Annotated in this window: 24 protein-coding genes; all 24 read left to right on the top strand. The window is 44.5% G+C overall.

Features of this window, described 5'->3' with window-relative positions:
* Positions 1-24: 24 nt before the first annotated feature.
* The 24 genes from AC5162_RS02905 (at position 25) to rny (ending at position 22,781) form a co-directional block, all read left to right on the top strand.
* On the top strand, positions 25-645 hold the full coding sequence (locus AC5162_RS02905) for a JAB domain-containing protein (RefSeq protein WP_496533746.1): 621 nt from the start codon (positions 25-27) through the stop codon (positions 643-645).
* 80 nt (positions 646-725) lie between these two features.
* On the top strand, positions 726-1,700 hold the full coding sequence (locus AC5162_RS02910) for a gluconeogenesis factor YvcK family protein (protein ID WP_496533747.1): 975 nt from the start codon (positions 726-728) through the stop codon (positions 1,698-1,700).
* A gap of 1 nt (position 1,701) precedes the next feature.
* On the top strand, positions 1,702-2,646 hold the full coding sequence (whiA, locus tag AC5162_RS02915; RefSeq protein ID WP_496533748.1) for a DNA-binding protein WhiA: 945 nt from the start codon (positions 1,702-1,704) through the stop codon (positions 2,644-2,646).
* Between the two features lie 82 nt (positions 2,647-2,728).
* On the top strand, positions 2,729-3,337 hold the full coding sequence (locus AC5162_RS02920) for an ATP-dependent Clp protease proteolytic subunit (protein ID WP_496533749.1): 609 nt from the start codon (positions 2,729-2,731) through the stop codon (positions 3,335-3,337).
* A gap of 70 nt (positions 3,338-3,407) precedes the next feature.
* A complete protein-coding gene (locus AC5162_RS02925) occupies positions 3,408-4,403 on the top strand; it encodes a D-2-hydroxyacid dehydrogenase (protein ID WP_496533750.1) in 996 nt (331 codons plus the stop codon).
* A 260-nt stretch (positions 4,404-4,663) separates the two neighbouring features.
* The gene (locus tag AC5162_RS02930) at positions 4,664-5,815 is read left to right on the top strand and encodes a PTS sugar transporter subunit IIC (RefSeq protein WP_496533751.1); all 1,152 of its coding nucleotides are present in this window, start codon (positions 4,664-4,666) and stop codon (positions 5,813-5,815) included.
* A gap of 288 nt (positions 5,816-6,103) precedes the next feature.
* A complete protein-coding gene (locus AC5162_RS02935) occupies positions 6,104-7,480 on the top strand; it encodes an APC family permease (RefSeq protein WP_496533752.1) in 1,377 nt (458 codons plus the stop codon).
* 80 nt (positions 7,481-7,560) lie between these two features.
* Complete coding sequence (locus tag AC5162_RS02940) at positions 7,561-8,172, top strand: aggregation-promoting factor C-terminal-like domain-containing protein (protein ID WP_496533753.1); 612 nt, start codon at positions 7,561-7,563, stop codon at positions 8,170-8,172.
* Positions 8,173-8,281: 109 nt separating this feature from the next.
* Positions 8,282-8,842, top strand: a complete 561-nt coding sequence (locus AC5162_RS02945; RefSeq protein ID WP_496533754.1) for a YqeG family HAD IIIA-type phosphatase — start codon at positions 8,282-8,284, stop codon at positions 8,840-8,842.
* Positions 8,843-8,861: 19 nt separating this feature from the next.
* On the top strand, positions 8,862-10,022 hold the full coding sequence (yqeH, locus tag AC5162_RS02950; protein WP_496533783.1) for a ribosome biogenesis GTPase YqeH: 1,161 nt from the start codon (positions 8,862-8,864) through the stop codon (positions 10,020-10,022).
* The gene (gene yhbY, locus AC5162_RS02955; RefSeq protein ID WP_496533755.1) at positions 10,022-10,339 is read left to right on the top strand and encodes a ribosome assembly RNA-binding protein YhbY; all 318 of its coding nucleotides are present in this window, start codon (positions 10,022-10,024) and stop codon (positions 10,337-10,339) included. Before yqeH ends, yhbY begins: the two co-directional genes overlap by 1 nt.
* Before the next feature lie 37 nt (positions 10,340-10,376).
* Positions 10,377-10,964, top strand: coding sequence for a bis(5'-nucleosyl)-tetraphosphatase (symmetrical) YqeK (yqeK, locus tag AC5162_RS02960; RefSeq protein ID WP_496533756.1), 588 nt, complete (start codon positions 10,377-10,379; stop codon positions 10,962-10,964).
* Positions 10,965-10,976: 12 nt separating this feature from the next.
* On the top strand, positions 10,977-11,345 hold the full coding sequence (gene rsfS / locus AC5162_RS02965) for a ribosome silencing factor (RefSeq protein ID WP_496533757.1): 369 nt from the start codon (positions 10,977-10,979) through the stop codon (positions 11,343-11,345).
* 23 nt (positions 11,346-11,368) lie between these two features.
* The gene (locus AC5162_RS02970) at positions 11,369-12,127 is read left to right on the top strand and encodes a class I SAM-dependent methyltransferase (RefSeq protein WP_496533758.1); all 759 of its coding nucleotides are present in this window, start codon (positions 11,369-11,371) and stop codon (positions 12,125-12,127) included.
* The gene (locus AC5162_RS02975) at positions 12,127-13,308 is read left to right on the top strand and encodes a nucleotidyltransferase (protein ID WP_496533759.1); all 1,182 of its coding nucleotides are present in this window, start codon (positions 12,127-12,129) and stop codon (positions 13,306-13,308) included. Before AC5162_RS02970 ends, AC5162_RS02975 begins: the two co-directional genes overlap by 1 nt.
* Positions 13,309-13,311: 3 nt before the next feature.
* Entirely contained in the window at positions 13,312-13,884 is a 573-nt protein-coding gene (locus AC5162_RS02980) for a DUF177 domain-containing protein (protein ID WP_496533760.1), read from the top strand.
* Between the two features lie 99 nt (positions 13,885-13,983).
* Complete coding sequence (locus AC5162_RS02985) at positions 13,984-14,673, top strand: response regulator transcription factor (protein ID WP_496533761.1); 690 nt, start codon at positions 13,984-13,986, stop codon at positions 14,671-14,673.
* Between the two features lies 1 nt (position 14,674).
* Positions 14,675-15,778, top strand: coding sequence for a sensor histidine kinase (locus AC5162_RS02990; RefSeq protein ID WP_496533762.1), 1,104 nt, complete (start codon positions 14,675-14,677; stop codon positions 15,776-15,778).
* A gap of 85 nt (positions 15,779-15,863) precedes the next feature.
* Entirely contained in the window at positions 15,864-16,823 is a 960-nt protein-coding gene (gene yidC / locus AC5162_RS02995; protein WP_496533763.1) for a membrane protein insertase YidC, read from the top strand.
* 29 nt (positions 16,824-16,852) lie between these two features.
* Positions 16,853-17,626, top strand: a complete 774-nt coding sequence (locus tag AC5162_RS03000; RefSeq protein ID WP_496533764.1) for a TrmH family RNA methyltransferase — start codon at positions 16,853-16,855, stop codon at positions 17,624-17,626.
* 51 nt (positions 17,627-17,677) lie between these two features.
* Entirely contained in the window at positions 17,678-17,914 is a 237-nt protein-coding gene (gene secG / locus AC5162_RS03005; protein ID WP_496533765.1) for a preprotein translocase subunit SecG, read from the top strand.
* A gap of 70 nt (positions 17,915-17,984) precedes the next feature.
* The gene (rnr, locus tag AC5162_RS03010) at positions 17,985-20,465 is read left to right on the top strand and encodes a ribonuclease R (protein ID WP_496533766.1); all 2,481 of its coding nucleotides are present in this window, start codon (positions 17,985-17,987) and stop codon (positions 20,463-20,465) included.
* Between the two features lie 55 nt (positions 20,466-20,520).
* Positions 20,521-20,991 (top strand): SsrA-binding protein SmpB, encoded by a 471-nt coding sequence (gene smpB / locus AC5162_RS03015; RefSeq protein ID WP_496533767.1) that lies wholly within the window; start codon positions 20,521-20,523, stop codon positions 20,989-20,991.
* A gap of 233 nt (positions 20,992-21,224) precedes the next feature.
* On the top strand, positions 21,225-22,781 hold the full coding sequence (gene rny / locus AC5162_RS03020; protein WP_496533768.1) for a ribonuclease Y: 1,557 nt from the start codon (positions 21,225-21,227) through the stop codon (positions 22,779-22,781).
* Positions 22,782-22,893: the final 112 nt, after the last annotated feature.

Raw genomic sequence — 22,893 nt, forward strand, 5'->3', positions numbered from 1 at the left:
TAATACTTTGAAAGGAGTATTTTCATGAAAGAACAGATTTTTAATTTTTACCAGTTGCTTGGCCAGGACGGGCAAAAGGGTTTGGACCAGTTTTTGCTGTACTTCCAGCACGGTTACTTACTCAAAGAGATAGATGAGGATACCAAGGCTGACTTTATTGCGGAAAACCCGGCGGTTAATGAGGCCTTACTAACAGCGATGGCCTTGGGCCAAGAACTGGCAAAAGCGGTCCGACCGGTTTTGCTGTCTGCTAAACACTCAGAAGAGGTTGGTGCCTTTGTAAAAGAAGAGCTTGGCCATTTGAGGCAGGAACAATTTTTCTTGCTTTTGCTAAATGCACAATTAGATGTGATTGGTTTTGAGGTTGTCTTCGTTGGGACCTTGACCGAGGTGGCGGCTTCACCGCGAGAAATCTTTCAACGGGCCCTGCAGGCTAATGCCTATGCTGTGATTGTTGCCCATAACCATCCATCTGGTCAGGTAAAACCATCCATCCAAGATATTCAGCTAACCAGGCGGTTGGTCGAATTGGGGAACTTATTGAATTTGCCAGTCTTGGATGCTTTTGTAGTGACAAAAACAAAGTATTGGTCGATGCAAGAAAATCACCAACTAGGCAAAGAATTTAGTGGTGATAACCGATAAAACTGAGTGAACCGTCTACTTTTATTTAATGAAAAAATGGTAAAATAAAAAGTAAGAATACCAGCAAAAGGGGTCAGTAAATGACTGCAAAAATTGTGATGATTGGTGGGGGGTCCGGCCTGCCGGTCATAATTAACCCGCTAATCCAACAAGACGTCGACTTGACGGCAATCGTGACGGTTGCTGATGATGGGGGCTCTTCTGGGCTTTTACGGGACTACGTCAATATTATTCCGCCTGGGGATATCCGCAATATCTTAGTGGCGATGTCACAAGCGGACCAGGAACTCTTAGACTTAATTCAATACCGCTTTAATACCAATGATGACTTTTTGGCCAAGCATGCGATTGGCAACTTGCTAATTGCTGCTTTGACGGAAATGACGGGGGATGTTTCAACTGCGATTGCCCGGTTGGCCCGGTACTTAAAAATTAAAGGCCATGTGTTTCCGGTTGCTAAGGAACCGCTTATCTTACATGCTAAGACTCGGTCTGGCAGAGAACTAGTTGGTGAGGCAACCATCACTGCTGCCCATGATGACTTGGAAAAGGTTTGGCTGACTCGGTCTGAAAATGACGTAAGTGAAAAGCCGATTACGGCATCACTGGATGCTATTCAAGCGATTGAAGAGGCTGACATGGTCATTTACGGACCAGGGTCACTCTTTACCTCCGTTTTGCCAAATGTGGTTGTGCCAGGCATTAAAGAGGCCTTGCAAAAAACTAAGGCCAAGCAAGTCTACATTGCTAACATCATGACCCAAAAAGGTGAAACTGGTGGGTACACCGACGCCAAACATTTGGCGGCTTTGAACCAGCACTTAGGTGCCAATTTAATCGACTACGTTTTGAGTAATAACGAGGAAGTTCCAGCTGACTTCGTTGACCTGCAACGTTGGTCTGAGATTGCCAAGCAGGTTGTTTTGGACCCAACCGGAGTTGAAGGCCTTGGTGCCCAGTCAATCTCAAGTGATTTTTTGAAACTGCGGGATGCCGGTGCCTTCCACGATGGCCAAAAGGTAGCCGATGCCTTGCTTTCACTAGTGGAGGACTAAGATGTCATACGCTGCTGAAGTCAAAAAAGAATTAACTGGAAAAATTGTTTCGGATGACGGGGCCCGGTCAGAACTGGCAGCCTTATTACAAATGAATGGGGTTTCAACCTGGGGGTTAGACCAAGAAGTTCGTGTCCAAACAGAAAATCCAGCGATTGCTCGGCGAATTTACACCTTGATCCGGCAAATCTATCCAGATGCCCTGGTGGATGTCCAAGTGAACCACCGAATGGCGCTGACGGAGCGTAAGACGTTGATTGTTGTCTTGCAGAGCCATGTCGAAGAAATTTTGGATAACTTGGGGGTTGATCCGCTTGGATTAGACCAAGACGTACCAGCCTGGTTATTAAATACCGAAGAAAAGCGACAGTCGTTTTTGCGCGGTGCCTTTTTAGCGGCGGGATCAGTCAATTCGCCGGAAAAAGCTAACTATCATTTGGAAATTTCCACGGGTCAGGAAACTTTGGCCAAGCAATTACTTGAATTGATTGATGGTTTTACCTTGCCGGTCAAAATGATTAGTCGTCACCATAACTATGTGGTCTACATGAAGCGGGCCGAAAAAATTGTTGATTTTTTGAAAGTCATTGGTGCTAGTCAGATGATGCTGCGTTTTGAAGATATCCGCCTGGTCCGTGATACCAGGAATTCGGTTAACCGGGTTAACAACGCCGACACGGCAAACTTGCAGCGGACAGCGGATGCGGCTAACAGTCAAGTCCAAGCCTTGTTAACGATTCAGGGCCAAATTGGTGACCTAGATGACTTGCCACCTAAATTAGCTGACTTTGCCAGAATTCGCTTGGAATACCAGGATGCTTCCTTGGCAGAAATTGGTGATATGCTTGAAATTTCAAAATCGGGTGCCAACCATCGGATGCGGAAGTTGACCAAGCTGGCTGAGCAGATTAAGGCCGGCGAGGAAGTTGATTTGGACAAAATTTAGTCCAAATTTAGCAGAGTCCTGTTTCTTGTGCTAGTTTTGCGTTACAATTATACTTTAAGAAAAGGGAAAAGGAGTACAGCATATGTGGCCTGGAGTTATTGAACAAACAGCAAACGGACGTGAATCATACGATTTGCCATCCCGGTTGTTAAAAGACCGAATTATCTTGGTTCAAGGAGAGGTTGAAGATAGCATGGCAACGTCGATCGTTGCTCAGTTACTCTTCTTGGAAGCCCAAGACCCTGAAAAAGAAATTTCAATGTACATCAATTCACCGGGTGGGTCAGTGACTGCTGGTCTATCAATTACTGATACGATGAACTTTATCAAGGCCCCAGTTACGACAATCGTGATGGGCTTGGCAGCTTCAATGGGAACCATTATCGCCGCTTCTGGTGAAAAAGGTCACCGCTACATGTTGCCAAATGCCGAATACTTGATTCACCAACCAATGGGTGGGGCTGCTGGTGGTACCCAACAAACGGATATGGCGATTATTGCCGACCAGTTGACCAAGACCCGGCAAAAGTTGAACAAAATTTTAGCTGATGGTTCTGGCAAGAAGATTGAAGAAATTGCCCGTGACACAGAACGTGATTTCTGGATGTCAGCGGAAGAAACTTTGAAGTATGGTTTGATTGACGGCATTATGGAAAAAGCTGGCGAAAAGCCAACCACTTTAAAAAAATAAGCCGTTAATTTAGACAATTTAAAGCCGTTTTGCGGTATAATATGCTTAGATATTAATTTGGAGGACGAACATGAAAGTTTTTGCTTACGGAATTCGTGATGATGAAAAGCCATCTTTGGAAGATTGGAAGAAACAAAACCCTGAAGTCGAAGTTGACTACACCCAGGAATTGTTGACGCCTGAAACTGCTAAGTTGGCCGAAGGGGCTGATTCAGCCGTTGTTTACCAACAATTGGACTACACCAAGGAAACTTTGGAAGCCTTGGCCGCTGTTGGTGTTAAGAACATGTCTTTGCGTAACGTTGGTACAGACAACATCGACTTTGATGCAGCCAAGGAACTTGGTTTTAACATCTCAAACGTCCCTGTTTACTCACCAAACGCAATTGCGGAACACTCAATGATTCAATTGTCACGTTTGCTCCGTCGCACCAAGCCAATGGATGCCAAGGTTGCTAAGCATGACTTGCGCTGGGCACCAACAATTGGTCGTGAAATGCGGATGCAAACTGTTGGGGTTATCGGAACCGGTAACATTGGTCGCAAAGCTATCAACATCTTGAAGGGCTTCGGCGCTAAGGTGATTGCTTTTGACAAGTTCCCTAACAAGGAATTGCAAGAAGAAGGTCTGTATGTTGATACTTTGGACGAATTGTTCGCCCAAGCTGATGCAATCTCAATGTACGTTCCTGGTGTTCCTGAAAACCACCACTTGATTAACAAGGACAGCATCGCTAAGATGAAGGATGGCGTTGTGATTGTTAACGTTTCTCGTGGAAACTTGGTTGATGTTGATGCCGTTATTGATGGCTTGAACTCAGGTAAGATTTCAGACTTCGCTATGGATGTTTACGAAGAAGAAGTTGGTTTGTTCAACGAAGACTGGTCTGGTAAGGAATTCCCTGACCCTAAGATTGCGGACTTGATTGCCCGTGAAAACGTCTTGGTTACGCCACACATCGCTTTCTACACGACGAAGGCCGTTGAAGAAATGATTCACCAATCATTTGATGCTGCTGTATCATTTGCCAAGGGTGAAACACCTTCAATCGCTGTTAAGTACTAATTTGATTAAAACAACTTAGTTTAAAAAGACAAGAACTGTAGTTCTTGCCTTTTTTTGTGGTTGTTAATACCGTGAAATTTATCACTTATCATTTAGTAAATTTGATTATATTTATAATTATTCTAAATAAAAGGTGTTAAATTATGATATTTGGTTAAATTTTCTAAACTTATTATGTAAAAATGTTCACATTATTGGTGAAAGCTGGTATACTTATAGGTGAAATAAAAGACCTCACTAAGTGGGGCCGGAGGATTATTATGACAGAAGCAGTATTTTCAGGTAAAGAATCCATCAAGATCAAAGATTTCTTCTTTAAGGTTTTGTCAGGTTCTGCCAATGGAATTTTGATTGGCGTGCTACCATCAGCCGTGATGAAGTACGTTATTCAGTTTACAGGGATGGCCAATACCCAAGCCGGGGCTAACTATTCCGCCATTTTAACTTTATTTACCTCAATGGTACCTTTCTTGATTGGAATGGCCGTGGCGATGAACTTCAAAATGAAGCCCCTTGACACCGGTGTGGTTGCTTTGGCGGCTTTGGTTTCATCTAACTCAATCCAGTGGGGAATGATGAAAGCTGGTACAAGCCAACCTTTGACCGGAAAAGCCTACTTGGCTGACACTCGTTTGTACGTCGCCAATGGTGCCGGTGATGTGATTAACGCCATGTTAGTAGCGGGGATCGCTGTCTTCGTGATGTGGTTAATCTATCGTTACTTAGCCGGATTTGGTTCTGTTGCCATTATTTTGACGCCAATCATCGTTGGTGGTGGTGTTGGCTTGCTTGGTAAGGAAATGGCCCCAACAGTCGGAAAGGTCACGACTTGGATTGGCGACTTGGTCGAAAAGTTTACCACTTTGGCACCATTGCCAATGGCAATTCTGATCGGGATGGCCTTTGCGGTGATTATCATTACCCCAATTTCGACTGTTGGAATTTCTTTGGCTATCAACTTGCACGGTATGACTGCTGGAGCAGCTGCTATGGGTGTGGTTGCGACAACGGTTGTCTTACTAATTAACTCTTGGAAGGTTAACAAGAAGGGGACAACAGTTGCCATCTTCTTGGGTGCCATGAAGGGAATGATGCCATCGGTCTTCAAAAAGCCGGTTACCATCCTATCCTTTATGTTTGCAGCCGCCATTTCTGGTGTGTCAGTTGCGCTCTTTAACATCCAAGGGACTGCAACAACCGCTGGTTTTGGCTACATCGGAATGGTTTCGCCACTTCAATCAATCTTGAAAGACTCAGCGGTGCCATTGTCAGTAATGGATAACTGGATTTCACCAGTAGTAGCAATCTTGGCTTGGTTTATTATTCCAGTTGTTGCCGGATTGCTAGCTCAATTTATCTTTTCAAAGTTACTCAAGTGGTATACGCCTGAAGACTTTAAGCAGGAACTGTAAGGGTACTTACAGAAAACACTATATAATAGAAGAAAAAGAACTTTTTATCGACCAAATGATGGTTGGTTCGGAGGTTCTTTTTTGTTTGCAGCAATTCATAAATTTCGATAATATAGTAGAGAAGTTATTTGATTTTATAATATTTTATTGAATAAAAACGATTTTTAAGGTTTTATAGTTCGTATTATACGAATATTTTCTCATAAAACAATCAAATAATGGCGGGAATGTCCGAATTTATGATAAAATAGTAGCATTCGGAAGTTTTAGTATTGGAGGGTCATTTTTATGGCGCAAGAAGAAAAATTGAATCGAGGCTTTGGTCTCTGGTCATCACTATCGTTAGTTGTTGGAACCATTATTGGTTCTGGAATCTTTTTTAAGCAGGGTTCAGTCTTACAAATGGCTGGAAACACCAATACCGCTTTGTTAGCTTGGATTGCTGGTGGAATTTTGACTTTGACGGCAGGAATGACGGTTGCCGAGGTTGGTTCACAGATGGCTGAAACTGGTGGCATCTACGCCTATTTGACTCGCCTTTATGGTAAGACGATTGGCTATTTGGCTGGTTGGATGCAGGTTATTTTTTATGGTCCTGCGATGATGGGGGCAATTTCGGCTTACTTTGGGGTCTTGTTTGTTGGCTTGTTTGGTTTGAAGTCGATTTGGTCGTTGCCAGCTGGAATGACCGCCTTGGCTTTCGTTGGCTTGGTGAACTCAATCCCAAACCGCGTCTCAGCCGGCTTCCAGGTTTTGACGACTTCTGTCAAATTAATCCCCATTGCTGCTTTAATCATCTATGGCCTCTTCTTTGGCCAACACGATGCCTTTGGACAATCAATTTCAACCATTTCACATTCATCAACTGGTGGCTTTGGTGTCGCTATTTTGGCAACGCTCTTTGCCTATGATGGCTGGGTAACTTTGGCCAACATTTCTGGTGAAATTAAAAATCCCCAAAAGACGATGCCAAAAGCGATTGTCTTGGGGATTGTGATTGTGATTGTCGCCTATATGGGTATCTCATACGGGGCTTACCGGTCATTGACGGCTAACCAAATTGTTGACCTTGGGGAAAATACAACGTTGCGGATGGCGATTAATGCCTTTGGTGACTGGGGTGGTCGGATTTTGTCCGTTACTATCTTGATTTCCTTGATTGGTACCTTGAATGGTAAGGTGGTTTCTTTTCCACGGATTTTGTACGTGATGGCTAAGAAGGGTGACTTCCTCTTTGCCAAGTCTTTTGCTAAATTAAACCATCAGTCAAAGACGCCGAACAACGCTATCTGGTTTATGATTGTGGTCGCTTATATTATGATGTGGATCACCAACCCGGATAAGTTGACTGATTATGCAATCTTCGTGACCTTCTTGTTTTACATCTTAGTTTTTGTTGGCGCTTTGATCTTGCGAAAGCGCGACCCAGAAGGGGGAAATCGGGCCTTTTCAATGCCACTTTACCCACTTATCCCAATTATCGCTATTTTAGGTTCACTCTATGTTGAACTGTCAGAGTTGCTAAATGATTTGGAAGGTGTTATCATTTCACTCATAATCATTTTTGTTGGTCTGCCAATTTATTGGTGGCTCAATCGAAAAAACAACCGTGCTAATTCTAAATTGTCTAAAATTGACGATTTACAATACAAAAGAAAGGGATAAAGTATATTTACTCATCCGATGTTACCATAATGTAACTCACTTTAACATTCACGTAACATTGCTTGGGCAGAATATAAGACATGATGTTTAATAAAATTTTACTTACTAGTTTAGCTGTAACTGGTTTAGCCATTACTGCAGCTAACAAACAATTTAATAATGGACAGTCGACAACTGACCAAGCAGCCAAGGTTACTAGCTCAGTTAATACAAAGACGGTTTCTAATGCAGTTTCATCTGTTGATGGTATCAAGGGATTGGAAGATACTGCATACAACACCAATGTCTCAACTGACAACGATACTAGCTCACGAGATTCTTCAAGTGATGACAGTACCAGCCAAGCAGCAACCGTAACTGAAACGTCAGCTTCGTCTACTCAAAGCTCACAAGCAAGTACTACTGCTGCTACGACTTCATCAGCTTCATCAAGTTCTGCAAGCACTTCAACTGCTTCTGGTGACATTAACTGGTTGATTCAACGTGAATCAAGCGGAAACGTTAATGCCCAAAACGGCTCATTTTATGGAATTGGGCAATTGTCTGCAGCTGCTTATGCCACTTATGTTCCTGGTCAAAACTACCAAGGAAACTATGCGGTACAATTACAAGCAATGCAAGCCTACATCGCTGCTCGCTATGGAACTGTTGCTAATGCTATTAGCCACTTCCAGAGTAACGGTTGGTATTAAAACCAAAATTAAAGTTTTGAGAAGAAGACTCCTCTGGGGGTCTTTTTTTGTCTAAAAGACCCTATTTTCGTGTATAATGTGGGGTAAATAGAGAAAAAGGAAGAAGTGCATGGCCCTTAATTTTTTAACGCCCACCTACACGGTTGCATCTATTTATAATCTGTCGGTGCAAGAATTAAAAGACCACAACATTAAAGCCATCCTAGCCGATTTGGACAATACCTTGTTGGCTTGGAATAACAAGGATGGGACGCCGGAATTGCACGCTTGGTTAAAAGAACTAAGAGCAGCTGGCATTGAAGTGATTGTTGTTTCTAACAATACCTGGAAGCGTGTTGGAAAAGCCGTTGCGGGACTAGAGGTCAATTATGTAGCCTGGTCTTTGAAACCACTTCCTCGCGGTATTTTGAAAGTTTTGAAAGAAAACAACTACCAAAAAAATGAAGTCTTAATGGTTGGCGATCAAATGTTAACAGATGTCTGGGCCGCTCACTTAGCGGGGGTTCAGTCTGTTTTAGTTCGTCAATTAATTGAATCAGATATGTGGCAGACTTGGATTAACCGCTGGTTGGAAAGAACTGCTCAAAAAATCATCTATAGGAATGACCGCCAGCTGGTTTGGCACCATTCTTTAGATGAAGCTGTTAAAGCAAAGGATAATAACCATTAGAATGGATAAAGAAGAACAAATGAAGGTGAACCAGTCAGTAATTGCAACCGATGAAGAAGTTGAAGAAGCTTTGACAGAGGGCTTATACTGCATTGGCTGCGGTAGCAAGATCCAAGTTGATGACAAGAAAGGGGTTGGCTACTTGCCTAAGTCTGCTTTGAAAAAGTCCTTGGATTCTGACCAATTACTCTGCCAACGGTGTTTTCGGTTACGCCATTATAATGAAATCCAGCCGGTTGACCTAACGGACGATGACTTTGCCCGATTGCTCCATCAGATTTCAGATACGAATGCTTTAATTGTTTATGTTTTGGACCTCTTTGATTTTTCTGGGTCAACAATTCCGGGTTTGCCCCGCTTTGTTGGTAAGAAAAACCCAATTTTAGTCCTAGCAAACAAGGTTGACCTCTTACCTAAGTCGTTAAAGGCCAATAAGTTAAAGAATTGGGTCCAGGGTCAATTAAAGGAGCAGGGCATTCAAACTGTTGGTGTTGAACTCTTCTCTGCTGCCCATCCTGATAACTTAGATGACGTTTTGGATAAAATCAACCAAGAACGGGCTGGCCGTGGTGTGTATGTGGTCGGAACGACAAATGTCGGGAAGTCGACCTTTATTAACCAAATTATTAAGTCAAAAACCGGTGTGAAGGAATTAATCACGACGTCTCGGTTCCCAGGGACAACTTTGGACCAAATTGCCATCCCATTAGATGATGGTAATAGCCTGATTGATACCCCTGGAATCATTAAAGGGGACCAGTATGCCCACTTTATTGGTGATAAGGACTTGAAGTACGTTTTGCCTAAGGCCGAAATCAAGGCCCGGACTTACCAGCTAAACCCTGAACAAACCTTGTTTTTTGGTGGCTTAGCCCGGTTTGACTTGGACCAAACTAGCCAGGGCGAAAAAACGGCCGTGACGGCTTACTTTGAAAATAACTTAAAGATTCACCGGACTAAACAGGTCGGTGCAAATGAATTTTATGATAAACATGTTGGTGAGTTATTAGCACCAGCACCGAAAACGGCTGCTAAGCTAACGTCTTACCACTTTAAAACAACTGAAAAGACCGACCTGGTCTATGCTGGCCTTGGCTTTTTGACTTTGCCAGCTGGCTTACACCTGACGGTTTATGCGCCTGAGGGGGTTGGGGTCTTTATGCGAAAGGCAATGATTTAATGCAAAACTTAACTGGAAAACAAAAACGGTTCTTACGGTCACAGGCCAATACGCTTTCACCAATTTTTTCAATTGGGAAAGCAGGGGCTAACCAGGAATGGTTAGTTGAAGTTCAAAAGGCTTTGGCAAAGCGGGAATTAATCAAGGTTAACGTCCAACAGGGCAGTGAATGGTCTGCTAAGGACTTGGCCAGCTTTATAGAGGAAAATTCAACGATTCAAGTTGCCCAAGTGATAGGGAAAACCTTAGTTTTGTTCCAAGTTGCCAATGATCCAAAGTATATGAAGTATTCAGTTGAGGTTTCAAAGCTTAGTTAAGCGCTAAGCAAGGGACCAGTTTGGAAAGGAGTTTGACATGTCAACAGATTTTGAAAAACAACTTCGTCAAATTGAAGGCCAGGTACAAGCCCAGCTTTCGGATGGACGGTTCCAGCACTGCTTACGGGTAAAAGATTACGCCGTTCGGCTGGCCAAACAAAACGGTGTGGATGAAAACCAAGCTGCCTTAGCTGGCTTGGTTCACGATTACGCCAAAGAACGGTCCAAAGAAGATTTTTTACAAGAGATTGATAAGCACCACCTAGACCCTGATTTAAAAAACTGGAGTCGAGCAATTTGGCACGGTGTCGTCGGTGCCTACTTTATCAAAGATGAACTTGGCATTGATGACTCAGCTATTTTAGATGCGGTGACCAACCATACCACTGGTGAGGGCCACCAAATGCAACCATTGGCCAAAATTGTTTTTATGGCCGACTACTTAGAAGAAGGCCGAGACTTTCCAGGTGTCAAAGAGGCGCGAAAAATCACGGACCAGTCCTTAGACCAAGGGGTCTTCTACCAATTACAGCACACCCTGGCTTATTTAGCTGAAGCGGGTAATGTGATTTACCCGAAGACCTTTTCAAGTTATAACGACTGGGCGAAGTACTTGCAAGCATAATAAGGAGTTTATATGACAGCCATTGATTCACAAGAACTATTGAAGACAGCCGTACAAGCAATTGATAACAAGCATGGGGAAGAAGTGATGGCCCTTGATATGAGCCCGGTTTCTTTGCTCGCTGATTATTTTGTGATTACCTCTGCTAGCTCAAACCGCCAGGTTCAAGCCATTGTTCGTGAAGTCAAAGAAGATGTTCAAGCTCGTGGTGGTGAAATTATGAATATTGAAGGTTATGACAAGGCCGAATGGGTCTTGCTTGACCTAGGTGATGTGATTGTTCACGTCTTTAACCAAGAATCACGTGATTTTTACCATTTGGACCGGTTGTGGTTTGATGCGAAGGAAGTTGACGTAACCAACTATATGGTTGCCCAATAACCTGGCAAATAAAGGAGTTTTCAATGAGCCAAAGTGAAGAGATGCCCTATCAAACTTTTGCCAAGCTATATGACCAATTGTTTGATGCTGACCTTTACAATGACTGGTTGGCCTATGTTAAAGAAAAAGTTGCACCAGGAAAGACCTTAGACCTTGGTGGTGGAGCCGGCCGGTTAGCCGTCTTGCTTAGTCAAAATGGTTTTCAAGTTGATTTATTGGACCAGTCGGCAGCGATGCTTGACCTGGCCCAAGAACACGCACTAGAGGCCCAAGTGGATTTGCGCTTGTTAGAGGCTGATATTCGTGATTTTTCAGCTTGGGAAGATCGGTACCAGACGATTGTGTCTTTTGCAGACACGATGAACTACCTACCGAACTTAAAGGACTTCAAGGCAGGTTTAAAGCAGGCGTATGACCACTTGGAAGAAGGTGGGACTTTCTTATTTGACGTGATTACGCCATACCAGGTTAACGTTTTATACGATAATTATTGTTATAACAACGATGATGACCCGGACCAGATTTTTATGTGGACCAGTTTTCCAGGTGAAGCCGAAAACGCTGTCGACCATGATTTAAAGTTTTTTATCTATAACGAAAGTATTGATGCCTTTAACCTTGTTCGCGAAGTTCACCACGAACAGACCTACCAAATCAAGCAATACCAAGAGGCATTAGTTGAGGCCGGCTTTTCAGAAATTGAAATCACGGCCAACTTCGGTCAAAAAAAGGCTGAGGAAACCGATGCCCGCTGGTTTATTGCGGCTAAAAGAGGAAGTTAATGAAAGCAGTCGGAATTATTGCCGAATACAATCCCTTTCATAATGGCCATGCCTACCAGCTAAAAAAGGCTAAGGAGATGACCGGGGCTGACGTGGCCGTAGTCGTTATGTCTGGAAACTTTGTGCAACGGGGTGAACCAGCCCTCTTAGACAAGTGGGAACGGACAAAACTAGCTTTGGCTGGTGCTGCTGACGTGGTGGTTGAGCTGCCCGTCTTTTATGCGGTTCAACCTGGTCACTTATTTGCCAAAGGTGCGGTCCAAATTTTGCAGGCCTTAGGCGTTCAGGACTTAGTCTTTGGTGCCGAACACCCAGAAGTTGACTTTCTTGCCTTAGCTAAGCAAGCGGCTGAGATTGAAAGTAAAGGCCAGTTCCAAGACCGGAGTCAGACCTTTGCCTCAGCCTATGCGACTCAATTAGAAGAAAAAACTGGCTTTAAGATGGAAGACCCAAACGATATCTTGGCCTTTTCTTACGCTAAGGCGGTTTATGAAAGTGGTCAAGAAATGGCCTTGCACCCATTAGCCCGGCTTGAAGCCGGTTACCACGACCAGTCCTTTGGCCCCGACCAGACGATTGCTTCAGCTTCTTCAATCCGCTTAGCCCTCCATAAAGGCAAGCAGGAGAAGGTTGGCAAGGTGGTGCCAGAAAGGACCCTAAAGGCCTTGAACGAAAAGCCCAACGCTTTGGCCTTTGAACAGCCCTTTTACGACTTGCTCCGTTACCGACTGTTAACTGATACGCTTGGTCAATTGGGCCAGGTTTACCAAATGGCTGAAGGGTTAGAGCACCGCTTATTTGGCGTGGCTTCTGCAGCCGAAGCGCCACAGTCTTACCAGTCTTATATCAAGTCAGTTAAGACGAAGCGCTATACCTTTGCCCGAATTCAAAGAACTTTATTTTACACGCTCTTAAACGTTAAAGTTGACCAAATGCAAGCCGCGATGGCTGATAACTACATCCGCCTACTTGGCTTTAGTGGGGCCGGTCAATCTTATTTGAGCGAGGTCAAGCGGACTGTCCGCTTGCCATTAATCTCAAAGGTTGACTTAGGCTTGGCTAAGGCTAACCTCCGGTTAGACTACAAGGCGGGGATGCTTTGGCAAATCTTAGCCGGTCAACAAGGAAAAAAGCTTGGCCAAGACGTTTCAAGGCGCCCAATTGATTTTACAAAGGAGTAACTAGTGAGATACGCAAAACAACAACTCTTAAAGTACCGTCAAAGCCCCTTAATGATTGATGAAAAGTTAGACCTAACGCCGCTTTTAAAGGACCAGTTTGCTGACTTGATTTTGAAGGCTAATAAGGTCAGTGTGCAGGGGACTGTTCAGACTTTGGACCATGACGACATTGTCTTGGCGGTTTCTGTTACCGCTGACTTGGTTTTGCCATCATCACGGTCGTTAGAACCGGTTGATTGGTCAACTTCTTTTGACTTTCAAGAAACCTATGTTGAAAGTGAAGACCGGTTAAAGAGTTTTGAAGACCAAGAACCAGTCTTTTTGCTAGAAAATGACAGTCTCGACTTGGACAAGGCGGTTTTGGATAACCTAGTTGCCTTCTTGCCAAGTCAAATTTTGACACCGGCAGAAGAAGCCGGTGCGGCGATGCCAACTGGTCAAGACTGGCAGGTTGTTTCAGAAGCAGACTTTGAAAAGGACCACCCAGCAGACCAAGACGGTCAAGGTGACCAAGAAAAGGGTCCAGAAAAATTGGACCCACGGTTGTCAAAGTTAGATGATTTTTTTAAATCATGAGAAAAATTGACGTTTATGGTAGAATAATATTAAAACTTATTCATTTTCTACCAAGGGTGAATCAATTCCCTTCTTAGAATAAACGTCACGAGGAAAATTATGAGTCGGATTTTAATTGTTGAAGATGAAGAAAACTTAGCCAAGTTTGTGAGCTTGGAATTAAAACATGAAGGCTATGATGTCGAAACTGTCTTAGATGGTCGCGAAGGCTTAGACCGGTCATTGAACGAAGATTTCGATATGATTTTGTTGGACTTGATGCTACCAGAATTAAATGGTTTTGAAGTTGCTCGCCGTTTACGGGAACAAAAGAAGACGCCAATCATTATGATGACGGCCCGTGACTCTGTGATTGACCGAGTTTCTGGCTTGGATTATGGAGCTGACGACTATGTTGTTAAGCCATTTGCCATTGAAGAATTGTTGGCCCGTGTCCGGTCTTTGCTCCGTCGAATTGACATTGAGCAAAACCCAGCTGACAAGTCACCATCCATTATCCGCTTCAAGAACTTACAACTTGAAAAGGAAAACCGGATTGCCCGTCGTGATGACCAAGTGATTAACTTGACCAAGCGTGAATATGACTTGCTGCTATTGTTGGTTGAAAATATCAACGTTGTGCAATCACGGGAAAAGTTGTTGAAGGAAGTTTGGGGATTTGATACCCAAATCGAAACCAACGTGGTCGATGTTTATATTCGTTACTTGCGTAATAAGCTCGATGATCCGGAATCAAAGACTTCTTATATCCAAACAGTTCGTGGAACTGGTTATGTCATGCGGAGCTAAGATGACTAAATCAAAACAAACAACTAAAAACTCACCAATTATCTCGATTCAAACCTTACTGACAATCGGGTTAACGGTGGGTTTTTTGCTTCTTTTAGCGGGCATTCTACTGTGTTTAAACTTAATTGTCCGGCCTAATTTATCGAGCGAAAGCTTCCGACAATTACGCCATGGCTGGCTGTGGATTACGGCATTTTCCTTGCTCTGGACGGTTTTTTTGGCCTGGGCCTTGGCCCAAGTGCTGGTTCGACCAGTCAAAAAAATTCAGCAAACGATGATTGACTTTGAAGACGATCCCCTAACCGAAAACCGGGTGGTGCCGATTGCTTACAACAAGGAATTAAATGACTTGGCTTTGGTCCAAAACCAAACGATGGATAAGGTCCAAGGTCTCATTCACTCCCAGCAAGACTTCGTTTCGGATGTCTCCCACGAATTACGGACACCAGTCGCAATCGTTAAGGGCCACTTAGCCCTATTAAACCGCTGGGGAAAAGATGACCCAGATGTCTTGGAGGATTCGATTAACTCTTCTTTGGCCGAGATTACCCGGATGGAAACCTTGGTAAATGAAATGCTGGTCTTGACTCGGGCAGAAAACCTGACGATCGAAAACCAGGTTGAACCAACAGCGGTGACCCCAGTCTTAGAGCGGGTTTACCATGACTTACAGTTAGTCCATCCCGACTTTTCTTGGACCCTGGATAATGCTTTAGGTCATCCTGACGAAGTTAATGTTCGGCCGGACCACTTGGAGCAGTTGTTGATTATCTTAATTGATAATGCCTTGAAGTATTCAACGGACCGGAAGGAAATTCATTTGGCTTTGGCTAAGGCTGGGACTTGGCTTGAAATCGGGGTCCAAGACTTTGGCCAGGGGATTGCTGCTGAAGACCTGGACCGGGTTTTCGACCGTTTTTACCGGGTTGATAAGGCCCGGGTCCACCAAACGGGTGGGAATGGGCTTGGACTTAGTATCGTCAAAAAGATGGTAGCGGCCTATGGTGGCCAGGTCCAAGTTGAATCGGCTCTAGGATCTGGTTCGGTCTTCCGGTTGCGCTTTCCGCTAGCAAAGAAGAGCGTAGACAGGTCATTTGAAGACTAAGTTTGCAAAAATTCCAACTTTTTCAAGTCATTCTTGCTATAATGGTGGAGATTAATTTTTACAGACGAGGAAGTAGGAAGTTCTTATGAAATCATTTAAGCGGTCACTGACTTTTGTCGTGGTCCTATTAGATATTTACTTGATGACGGGCGGTTATAGCGTCCATGGTCGGATGTATAAGTATGTGGCTGACCCAATTGCCCATATTTTGACCGACATTGCCAAATCAGTCGGTGGTGTTAATGCCATTGGTTGGGCAATTATTATTTTGACGGCAATCTTCCGTTTGGTTTTGTTGCCAATCTTTGTTAACCAACAAAAGAACACCACTATTTCAACCTTAAAGACGCAAAAGCTCCGGCCCGAATTGGAAAAAATCCAAAAGAAGGTTAAGGAAAGTACGAACCCAGCCGAACAGCAAGCGGTCTCAATGGCGTCAATGAACTTATACAAGGCCAATGGCGTTTCGATTACCGGTGGGGTTTCTTGGCTAACGATGGCCATCCAGTTGCCAATTTTTTCTGGTTTGTACTTGGCTATTCGTCATGCTGATGGCTTGAAGACTGCGACTTTCTTTGGCATGGCCTTGTCAAAGCCACAAATCATTTTGACTGTTTTGGTTTTCTTGATTTATGGTGTCCAGGCTTACTTGGCCCAGTTGCATTTGCCAGCGGAGCAAAAGAAAACAGCCGGTAAAATTACTTGGTTGATGCCATTGATGATTGCTGGGGTAACTTTGGTTTCTTCAGGGGCCTTGGGTCTTTACTTCATTGTTGGTGGAATCACCGTGGTTATCCAGGCCTTCATCATCCACTTGATGCACCCCAAGTTGGTGGCTCACGTGGAAGAAAACTTTACGATTAAGCAAACGGCGGATGAAGCGATTGCTAATGCCATGAAGACGGCTGGCGCTGCCGGTCAAATGAACAACCAGGCCGGTCAACAACGGGTCCGCCCCGAAGACCTCCGTCCTCGTGATGTGACGCCTGAAGACGAAGACAAGCCTGCTGGCGGTCGAAACGCTGGTAAGCAACACCGTCAATAATTTGTACGAATGTACTCAAAGGAAGAATAATGGAACGAATTTTATCAAAACAAAATGCCAAGGTAAAAGCCTGGGCCAAGCTTTCAACTAAGAAGGGTCGTCAAGACCAAAAGACCTACCTTTTGGATGGTTGGCACTTAGTTGAAGAAGCCATCAAGTCAGGCGCTAAGTTCCATGCTGTGATGGCAACGGAAGCTCAGTTAGAAGAACACCTAGCCGATGTGCCTCATGGTGTTCCTGCCTTTGAAATTTCAACGGAAGTTGCTGCCCACATTGCTGGGACTAAGACACCTCAAGGAATCTTTGCCGAAGTAACTTTGCCAGAAAAGACTTTCGACCCCTCTTATGTCCACGATGGCTTGTGGTTGTTCTTGGATGCCATCCAAGACCCCGGTAACGTTGGCACTTTGATTCGAACTGCTGATGCTGCTGGCTTTAAGGGGGTTGTCTTAGGCCAAGAAACCGCTGACGCTTTTTCGCCAAAGGTAGTCCGGGCCATGCAGGGATCGCACTTCCACTTGGAAGTCTTGCAGGGTGACTTGGTTGATTGGATTGATGCCTTTGAGCAAAACGATTTGCCAGTTTACGGTTCTGAATTAAACGAAGAGGCCAAGCCTTACCAAGAAATCCACGGTCTTTCAGCCGGGGCCTTGATTGTTGGAAACGAAGGGCAGGGGTTAAACCCTGCTTTGGCAGAAAAAACGACTGCCAACTTGTATATTCCAATCATGGGGGCTGCCGAATCATTGAACGTGGCAGTTGCCGGTGGGATTTTGATGTTCCGCTTAAGCCTTGGAAACTAATTTAATTTCTGTTATAATGGGAAAGATGAATTGCAAGTGGAGGTAGTCTTTGTGACTAATATTTTAACCATCCTATTGCTGGTTGTAGGCTTTTTACTAGTCGTATCAGTTATGATGCAACCCAGCAAGCAACAAGATGCTTTGTCAGCTTTGTCTGGTGGAGCGACAGACTTATTTACAGAACGCAAGTCGCGTGGCTTTGAAGCTGTTTTACGACGGACAACAACAATCCTCGGAGCAGTTTGGTTTATCATTGCAATTGCTTTGATGTACATGGCAGCGCACTAATTATAAGGTCAGTTTACTTTTTTGTAGACTGATTTTTTATTTACTCGAATTTAGGAGTTGATTAGAACTAATGGAAATTAAGCAATTAAAAGAGCAAATTGAAGGCTTTATGAGGGCTAACCGGGCCCAGAGTTTCACTGCCCAAAACTTAGCCGATGGATTACGCCTAGAAGATGCGAGTTCTTACCGGCAGGTTGTTAGCGTCTTGGAACAAATGGTTCAAAACCATGCTGCCAAAAAAGATGACAATGGGGCCTACCAGTTTCAAGAAGCTAGTGGCGAAGTAATCGGTGAATTTAAGGCGAACGACAAAGGCTTTGGCTTTGTCCGCTACGATGAGACTGCCCCAGACTACTTTGTCGCCCCAGACAATACTGGCCAGGCCATGCAGGGCGATACGGTCCGAGTTTCGATGGTGAAGCCAGCTCAATCCGAGGACCGGGGACCAGAAGGAAAGGTCGAAGAAATTATTGACCACGCCTTTTCACGGTTGGTTGGAATTTATACGTCCGGGTCTCAGCAAAAAGATGCTTTGGGTCAAATCCGTTTAAACGATAAGAAAGCTGGATCTTACCAGGTCTTAGTTGCCGGTGCCACTGATGGGATTGACTTGCACGATGGGCAAGTTGTTGTTGCCAACGTCAAGCGCTTTGCTGATGCCATCCACCCTAAGCAATTAGTAGTAGAAGTTACCCAGATCTTGGGTTATGAAAACGAACCTGGCATGGATATCATGCAAATCGTTGAAAATAAGAAGGTACCTAACCACTTCCCTGACGAAGTCATGGCTGAAGCTGACGCGATTCCAAATGAAGTCCAAAAAGACGAATGGCAGGGACGGGTGGATGCCACTGACCAGCCATTGGTGACAATCGATGGAGCGGATACTAAGGATATTGATGATGCCGTCGTGGTTTGGAAAAAGGATAATGGTAACTACCACCTTGGTGTCCACATCGCTGATGTTTCCCATTATGTCCGTCCTGGGTCAGCGATTGATCAAGAGGCCTATAACCGCGGAACTTCGGTTTATTTGACTGACCGAGTAATTCCAATGCTGCCGCAAAAGCTGTCAAACGGGATTGCCTCATTGAACCCAGATGTTATCCGTCTGGCTATGTCCGTTGAAATGGAAATCAATGCCAAGGGTGAAATTGTTGCCCATGACATCCACCAGTCAGTCATCAAGTCCCATGCCCGGATGACTTATACGGCTGTGAATGAAATTTTGGCAGGTGACGCGACAACCCGGGAAGAATACAGTGGCCTAGTCCCAATGTTTGAAGAAATGGGACAATTACACGATATTTTGTATAAAAAACGGGCTAAGCGGGGGGCAATTGAATTTGACACGCCCGAAGCCTCAATCGTTGTTGATGAAAACGGTAAGGCCATTGATGTGGTTGTCCGTGAACGTGGCACGGCTGAACGGATGATTGAATCCTTTATGTTAGCTGCCAACGAAACGATTGCTGAACACTTCGATAAGTTAAAGGTACCATTCCTGTACCGAATTCACGAAGTGCCAGACGAAGACCGGGCCCAGTCTTTCTTTGAGTTTGCCAAAACATTGGGCCACCCGGTTCAGGGAGACCCAGCCAAGGTAACGCCAATGATGTTGCAGTCGTTGATGAATAGCTTGCAGGGTGATCCGGCCGAGCAAATGATTTCAACGATGATGCTGCGGGCGATGAAACAGGCCAAGTATTCACCAGAACCGCTTGGCCACTTTGGCCTGGGTGCTGAATACTATACCCACTTTACTTCGCCAATCCGTCGTTACCCCGACTTGACCGTCCACCGCTTGATTAAGTGGTACGAGCAAAATGGGACTGGTAAGGCTGCCCAAGAAAAGTATGCCTCTGTCTTGGGCCAAATTGGAGAAGATACCTCAACCCGTGAACGCCGGTCGATTGATACGGAACGCCTTGTCGATGCCATGAAGAAGGCTGAGTACATGGAAGACAAGGTTGGTATGGAGTTTGAAGGGGTGGTCAACGCTGCCTTGAAGTTTGGTCTCTTTGTTTCCTTGGATAACACGGTTGAAGGTCTGGTTCACATTTCAAACTTGACTGACGACCATTATGAGTTTGATGATAAGCATGCGGCCTTGATTGGCCGGTCAAAGCACCACATTTTCCAAATTGGCCAAAAAGTTAAAGTTAAAGTCTTGCGGGCTAATAAGGAAGAGTCAACGGTTGACTTTATTTTGACTAACCCTGAAGATGCGCCAACGACTGATATTAGAGTCCCACAGCAAAGTCATGGTAAGTTTGGTAGCCGTGGCGGCCGTGGACGCGGTCGAGGAAATGGCAACGGCCGTGACAAAGATGGTCGTCAAGGCCAAGGTGGTCATAACCGCCGCCATGGGCAAGGCATCCAAGGCAACCGCCGGGGTTCTGGTCATCGGGGCCAAGGAGAATCGCGGTCTAACCATGGTTCTACAAATGGTCATCGGGGCCAAGGCAACCGTTCAGGTGAAAACCGCCGTAGTGGCCAAAATAATGGTAACCGCAACGGTCACAGCTTTACGCTTAATAAGCGGTCTTAATTTGACCGGATACGACCAATTACGGTTTATTTAAAGTTGAAAGGAGCCTTGCTAAATGGCCGGTAAAAAGAAAAAAACAGACCAGCTCCCACCGCTCGCCCAAAACCGTAAGGCTCGCTTTAATTACAGCATTGAAGAAACGTTAGAAGCTGGCGTGGTGTTGACCGGAACGGAGATTAAGTCAGTCCGAGCTGGTCAAATTACGATTGGGGATGGCTTTGTTACCGTCAATGATGGTCAAGCAATTTTAACCAATGTTCATATTGCTGCCTATGAAAACGGGAACCAGTTTAATGTTGACCCATTAAGGAACCGGGTCTTGCTTTTACATAAAAAGCAAATTGCTCGGCTTAATGTTTTAGCCAAGGAAGCTGGAGTAACAGTAGTACCGCTGAAGGTCTACTTAAAACATGGTTTTGCAAAAGTTTTAATCGGTGTTGGTCGCGGAAAAAAACAGTATGATAAGCGCCAAACCATTAAAAAGCGGGACCAAGAGCGCGACTTAAACCGTCGTTTTAAAAAATAATTCAAAAGTAGGTTTGAAATAATGACTTTCTTAAAAAAATTAGTCATTAATTTTACCTACTTTTTTATTGGTAATATTTTTGTAAAAGGCTCATTTATCAGTCTTTTTTCTTATTTTTGTATTATAAAATGGCTGAAATAGCCGTCTTTTCGCAGATTGACCAAGTGACAATAATTGTCTATACTAGAGTTGTGAATTGAAAATATTTCACGGCTGAAAGGAAGTAAAATACGATGAGTATCTTAATTATTTCAGCACTCTTTGCCGTAATAATCGGCTTGGCTGGTGGCTATTTTGTTAAAAACGCCTTAGATAAGGCACGATTGAATAGCGCCAAGCAGGTTGCAGCAAACATTTTAAAACAAGCAAACGATGAAGCGAGAGGTATCAAGCGGGATGCCGAGGTGGATGCCAAAGACTTGGCCCAGAAGTACCGACAAGAGATGGAAGAGTCACTTGCTGGTCGGACAGCTAAGGTTGAGGCCCAAGAAAGCCGCCTTCAAGACCGGATTGATACGCTCGATCAAAAAGATGCCACTTTGAACCAGCGGGATGCTTCCTTGATTCAAAAGGAAGGCCAAGTTCAAGAAAATTTGGACGAAGCTGAGAAAAAAGCCCAGGCTGCTAACGATAAGTTGGCTGCCCAAGAAGACAAGCTCCAAGAAATTGCTGGTTTAACTCATGACCAGGCCAAAGAGACGATTTTGTCTCAGACCAAGGCCAAGTTGGATCGTGAGCGAGCTAGCTTGATTCAAGAATATGAAATCGATGCCAAGAGTGAAGGAGAGCGCCGGGCACGAAACCTAGTAGTGGAGGCGATTCAGCGTTCTGCAGCCGATACTGTTTCTGATGTGACAGTATCAGTTGTTAACTTGCCTAACGAGGATATGAAGGGCCGGATTATTGGACGTGAAGGTCGTAATATTCGGACACTTGAAGCCTTAACTGGAATTGATTTAATTATTGATGATACGCCGGAATCGGTGGTCTTGTCAGGGTTTGACCCACTCCGTCGCCAAATCGCAAAAAATGCCTTAGACGCGTTGATTGCAGATGGACGGATTAACCCAGCTAAGATCGAAGAAGCAGTTGAAAAGGCCCGCCAGCAGATGGATGAAAACATCCGTCAAAAGGGAGAAGAGGCCGTCTTTGAACTCAACTTGCGTGGTCTTCACCCAGATGTGATCAAGTTGATTGGTCGGATGAATTACCGAACATCATATGGGCAAAACGTTCTACAACACTCAGTTGAAGTGGCGAAGATTGCCGGCTTGATTGCTGCTGAATTTAAAATGGATGTTGCACAAGCAAAGCGTGCTGGTCTCTTGCACGATATTGGAAAAGCGATTGATGCAGAAGTGGAAGGCTCCCACGTTGAATTGGGTGTCCGCATTGCTGAAAAGTACCAGGAAAAGCCTGTGATTGTGAATGCAATTGCCGCCCACCACGGCGATACAGAAGCAATTTCACCACTGGCTGACTTGGTGGCTGCGGCCGATGCTATTTCTGCCGCCCGGCCGGGTGCCCGGTCAGAATCGCTGGAAAATTACGTCCAGCGTTTGACCGATTTGGAAACAATTGCTGATAATTACCAAGGTGTTAAGTCGGCCTATGCTATCCAAGCAGGTCGCGAGGTTCGCGTGATTGTTGAACCATCCAAGGTTTCTGATATTCAAGCAACGGTCTTGGCCCATGACATTAAGTCAGAGGTTGAAGAACAACTCGAATATCCAGGGCATGTTAAAGTTACCGTCGTTCGTGAAACACGGTCAGTTGATTACGCCCGTTAAATTAAAAGCCCCTAGGGGCTTTTTTTGTTACGAAATTGTCAGATAGCTGAATTAATAGGTGAAGTCTGCTACAATAAAAGACAATTACAGATTAGAAAATTAACGAGGAGGA

It is taken from the genome of Fructobacillus sp. ChS1-6f1-1-27 (genome assembly GCF_059579415.1).

Excerpts from the sequence above, each read along its gene's own strand:
- AC5162_RS02990 (WP_496533762.1), top strand. The coding sequence starts at position 14,675 with ATGACTAAATCAAAACAAACAACTAAAAACTCACCAATTATCTCGATT.
- rny (WP_496533768.1), top strand. The coding sequence starts at position 21,225 with ATGAGTATCTTAATTATTTCAGCACTCTTTGCCGTAATAATCGGCTTG.
- rnr (WP_496533766.1), top strand. The coding sequence starts at position 17,985 with ATGGAAATTAAGCAATTAAAAGAGCAAATTGAAGGCTTTATGAGGGCT.
- AC5162_RS02970 (WP_496533758.1), top strand. The coding sequence starts at position 11,369 with ATGAGCCAAAGTGAAGAGATGCCCTATCAAACTTTTGCCAAGCTATAT.
- AC5162_RS02905 (WP_496533746.1), top strand. The coding sequence starts at position 25 with ATGAAAGAACAGATTTTTAATTTTTACCAGTTGCTTGGCCAGGACGGG.
- AC5162_RS02985 (WP_496533761.1), top strand. The coding sequence starts at position 13,984 with ATGAGTCGGATTTTAATTGTTGAAGATGAAGAAAACTTAGCCAAGTTT.
- yqeK (WP_496533756.1), top strand. The coding sequence starts at position 10,377 with ATGTCAACAGATTTTGAAAAACAACTTCGTCAAATTGAAGGCCAGGTA.
- yidC (WP_496533763.1), top strand. The coding sequence starts at position 15,864 with ATGAAATCATTTAAGCGGTCACTGACTTTTGTCGTGGTCCTATTAGAT.
- rsfS (WP_496533757.1), top strand. The coding sequence starts at position 10,977 with ATGACAGCCATTGATTCACAAGAACTATTGAAGACAGCCGTACAAGCA.
- AC5162_RS02940 (WP_496533753.1), top strand. The coding sequence starts at position 7,561 with ATGATGTTTAATAAAATTTTACTTACTAGTTTAGCTGTAACTGGTTTA.
- AC5162_RS02920 (WP_496533749.1), top strand. The coding sequence starts at position 2,729 with ATGTGGCCTGGAGTTATTGAACAAACAGCAAACGGACGTGAATCATAC.
- AC5162_RS02925 (WP_496533750.1), top strand. The coding sequence starts at position 3,408 with ATGAAAGTTTTTGCTTACGGAATTCGTGATGATGAAAAGCCATCTTTG.
- AC5162_RS02930 (WP_496533751.1), top strand. The coding sequence starts at position 4,664 with ATGACAGAAGCAGTATTTTCAGGTAAAGAATCCATCAAGATCAAAGAT.
- yqeH (WP_496533783.1), top strand. The coding sequence starts at position 8,862 with ATGAAGGTGAACCAGTCAGTAATTGCAACCGATGAAGAAGTTGAAGAA.
- AC5162_RS02910 (WP_496533747.1), top strand. The coding sequence starts at position 726 with ATGACTGCAAAAATTGTGATGATTGGTGGGGGGTCCGGCCTGCCGGTC.
- AC5162_RS03000 (WP_496533764.1), top strand. The coding sequence starts at position 16,853 with ATGGAACGAATTTTATCAAAACAAAATGCCAAGGTAAAAGCCTGGGCC.
- yhbY (WP_496533755.1), top strand. The coding sequence starts at position 10,022 with ATGCAAAACTTAACTGGAAAACAAAAACGGTTCTTACGGTCACAGGCC.
- whiA (WP_496533748.1), top strand. The coding sequence starts at position 1,702 with ATGTCATACGCTGCTGAAGTCAAAAAAGAATTAACTGGAAAAATTGTT.
- AC5162_RS02945 (WP_496533754.1), top strand. The coding sequence starts at position 8,282 with ATGGCCCTTAATTTTTTAACGCCCACCTACACGGTTGCATCTATTTAT.
- AC5162_RS02935 (WP_496533752.1), top strand. The coding sequence starts at position 6,104 with ATGGCGCAAGAAGAAAAATTGAATCGAGGCTTTGGTCTCTGGTCATCA.
- AC5162_RS02975 (WP_496533759.1), top strand. The coding sequence starts at position 12,127 with ATGAAAGCAGTCGGAATTATTGCCGAATACAATCCCTTTCATAATGGC.
- smpB (WP_496533767.1), top strand. The coding sequence starts at position 20,521 with ATGGCCGGTAAAAAGAAAAAAACAGACCAGCTCCCACCGCTCGCCCAA.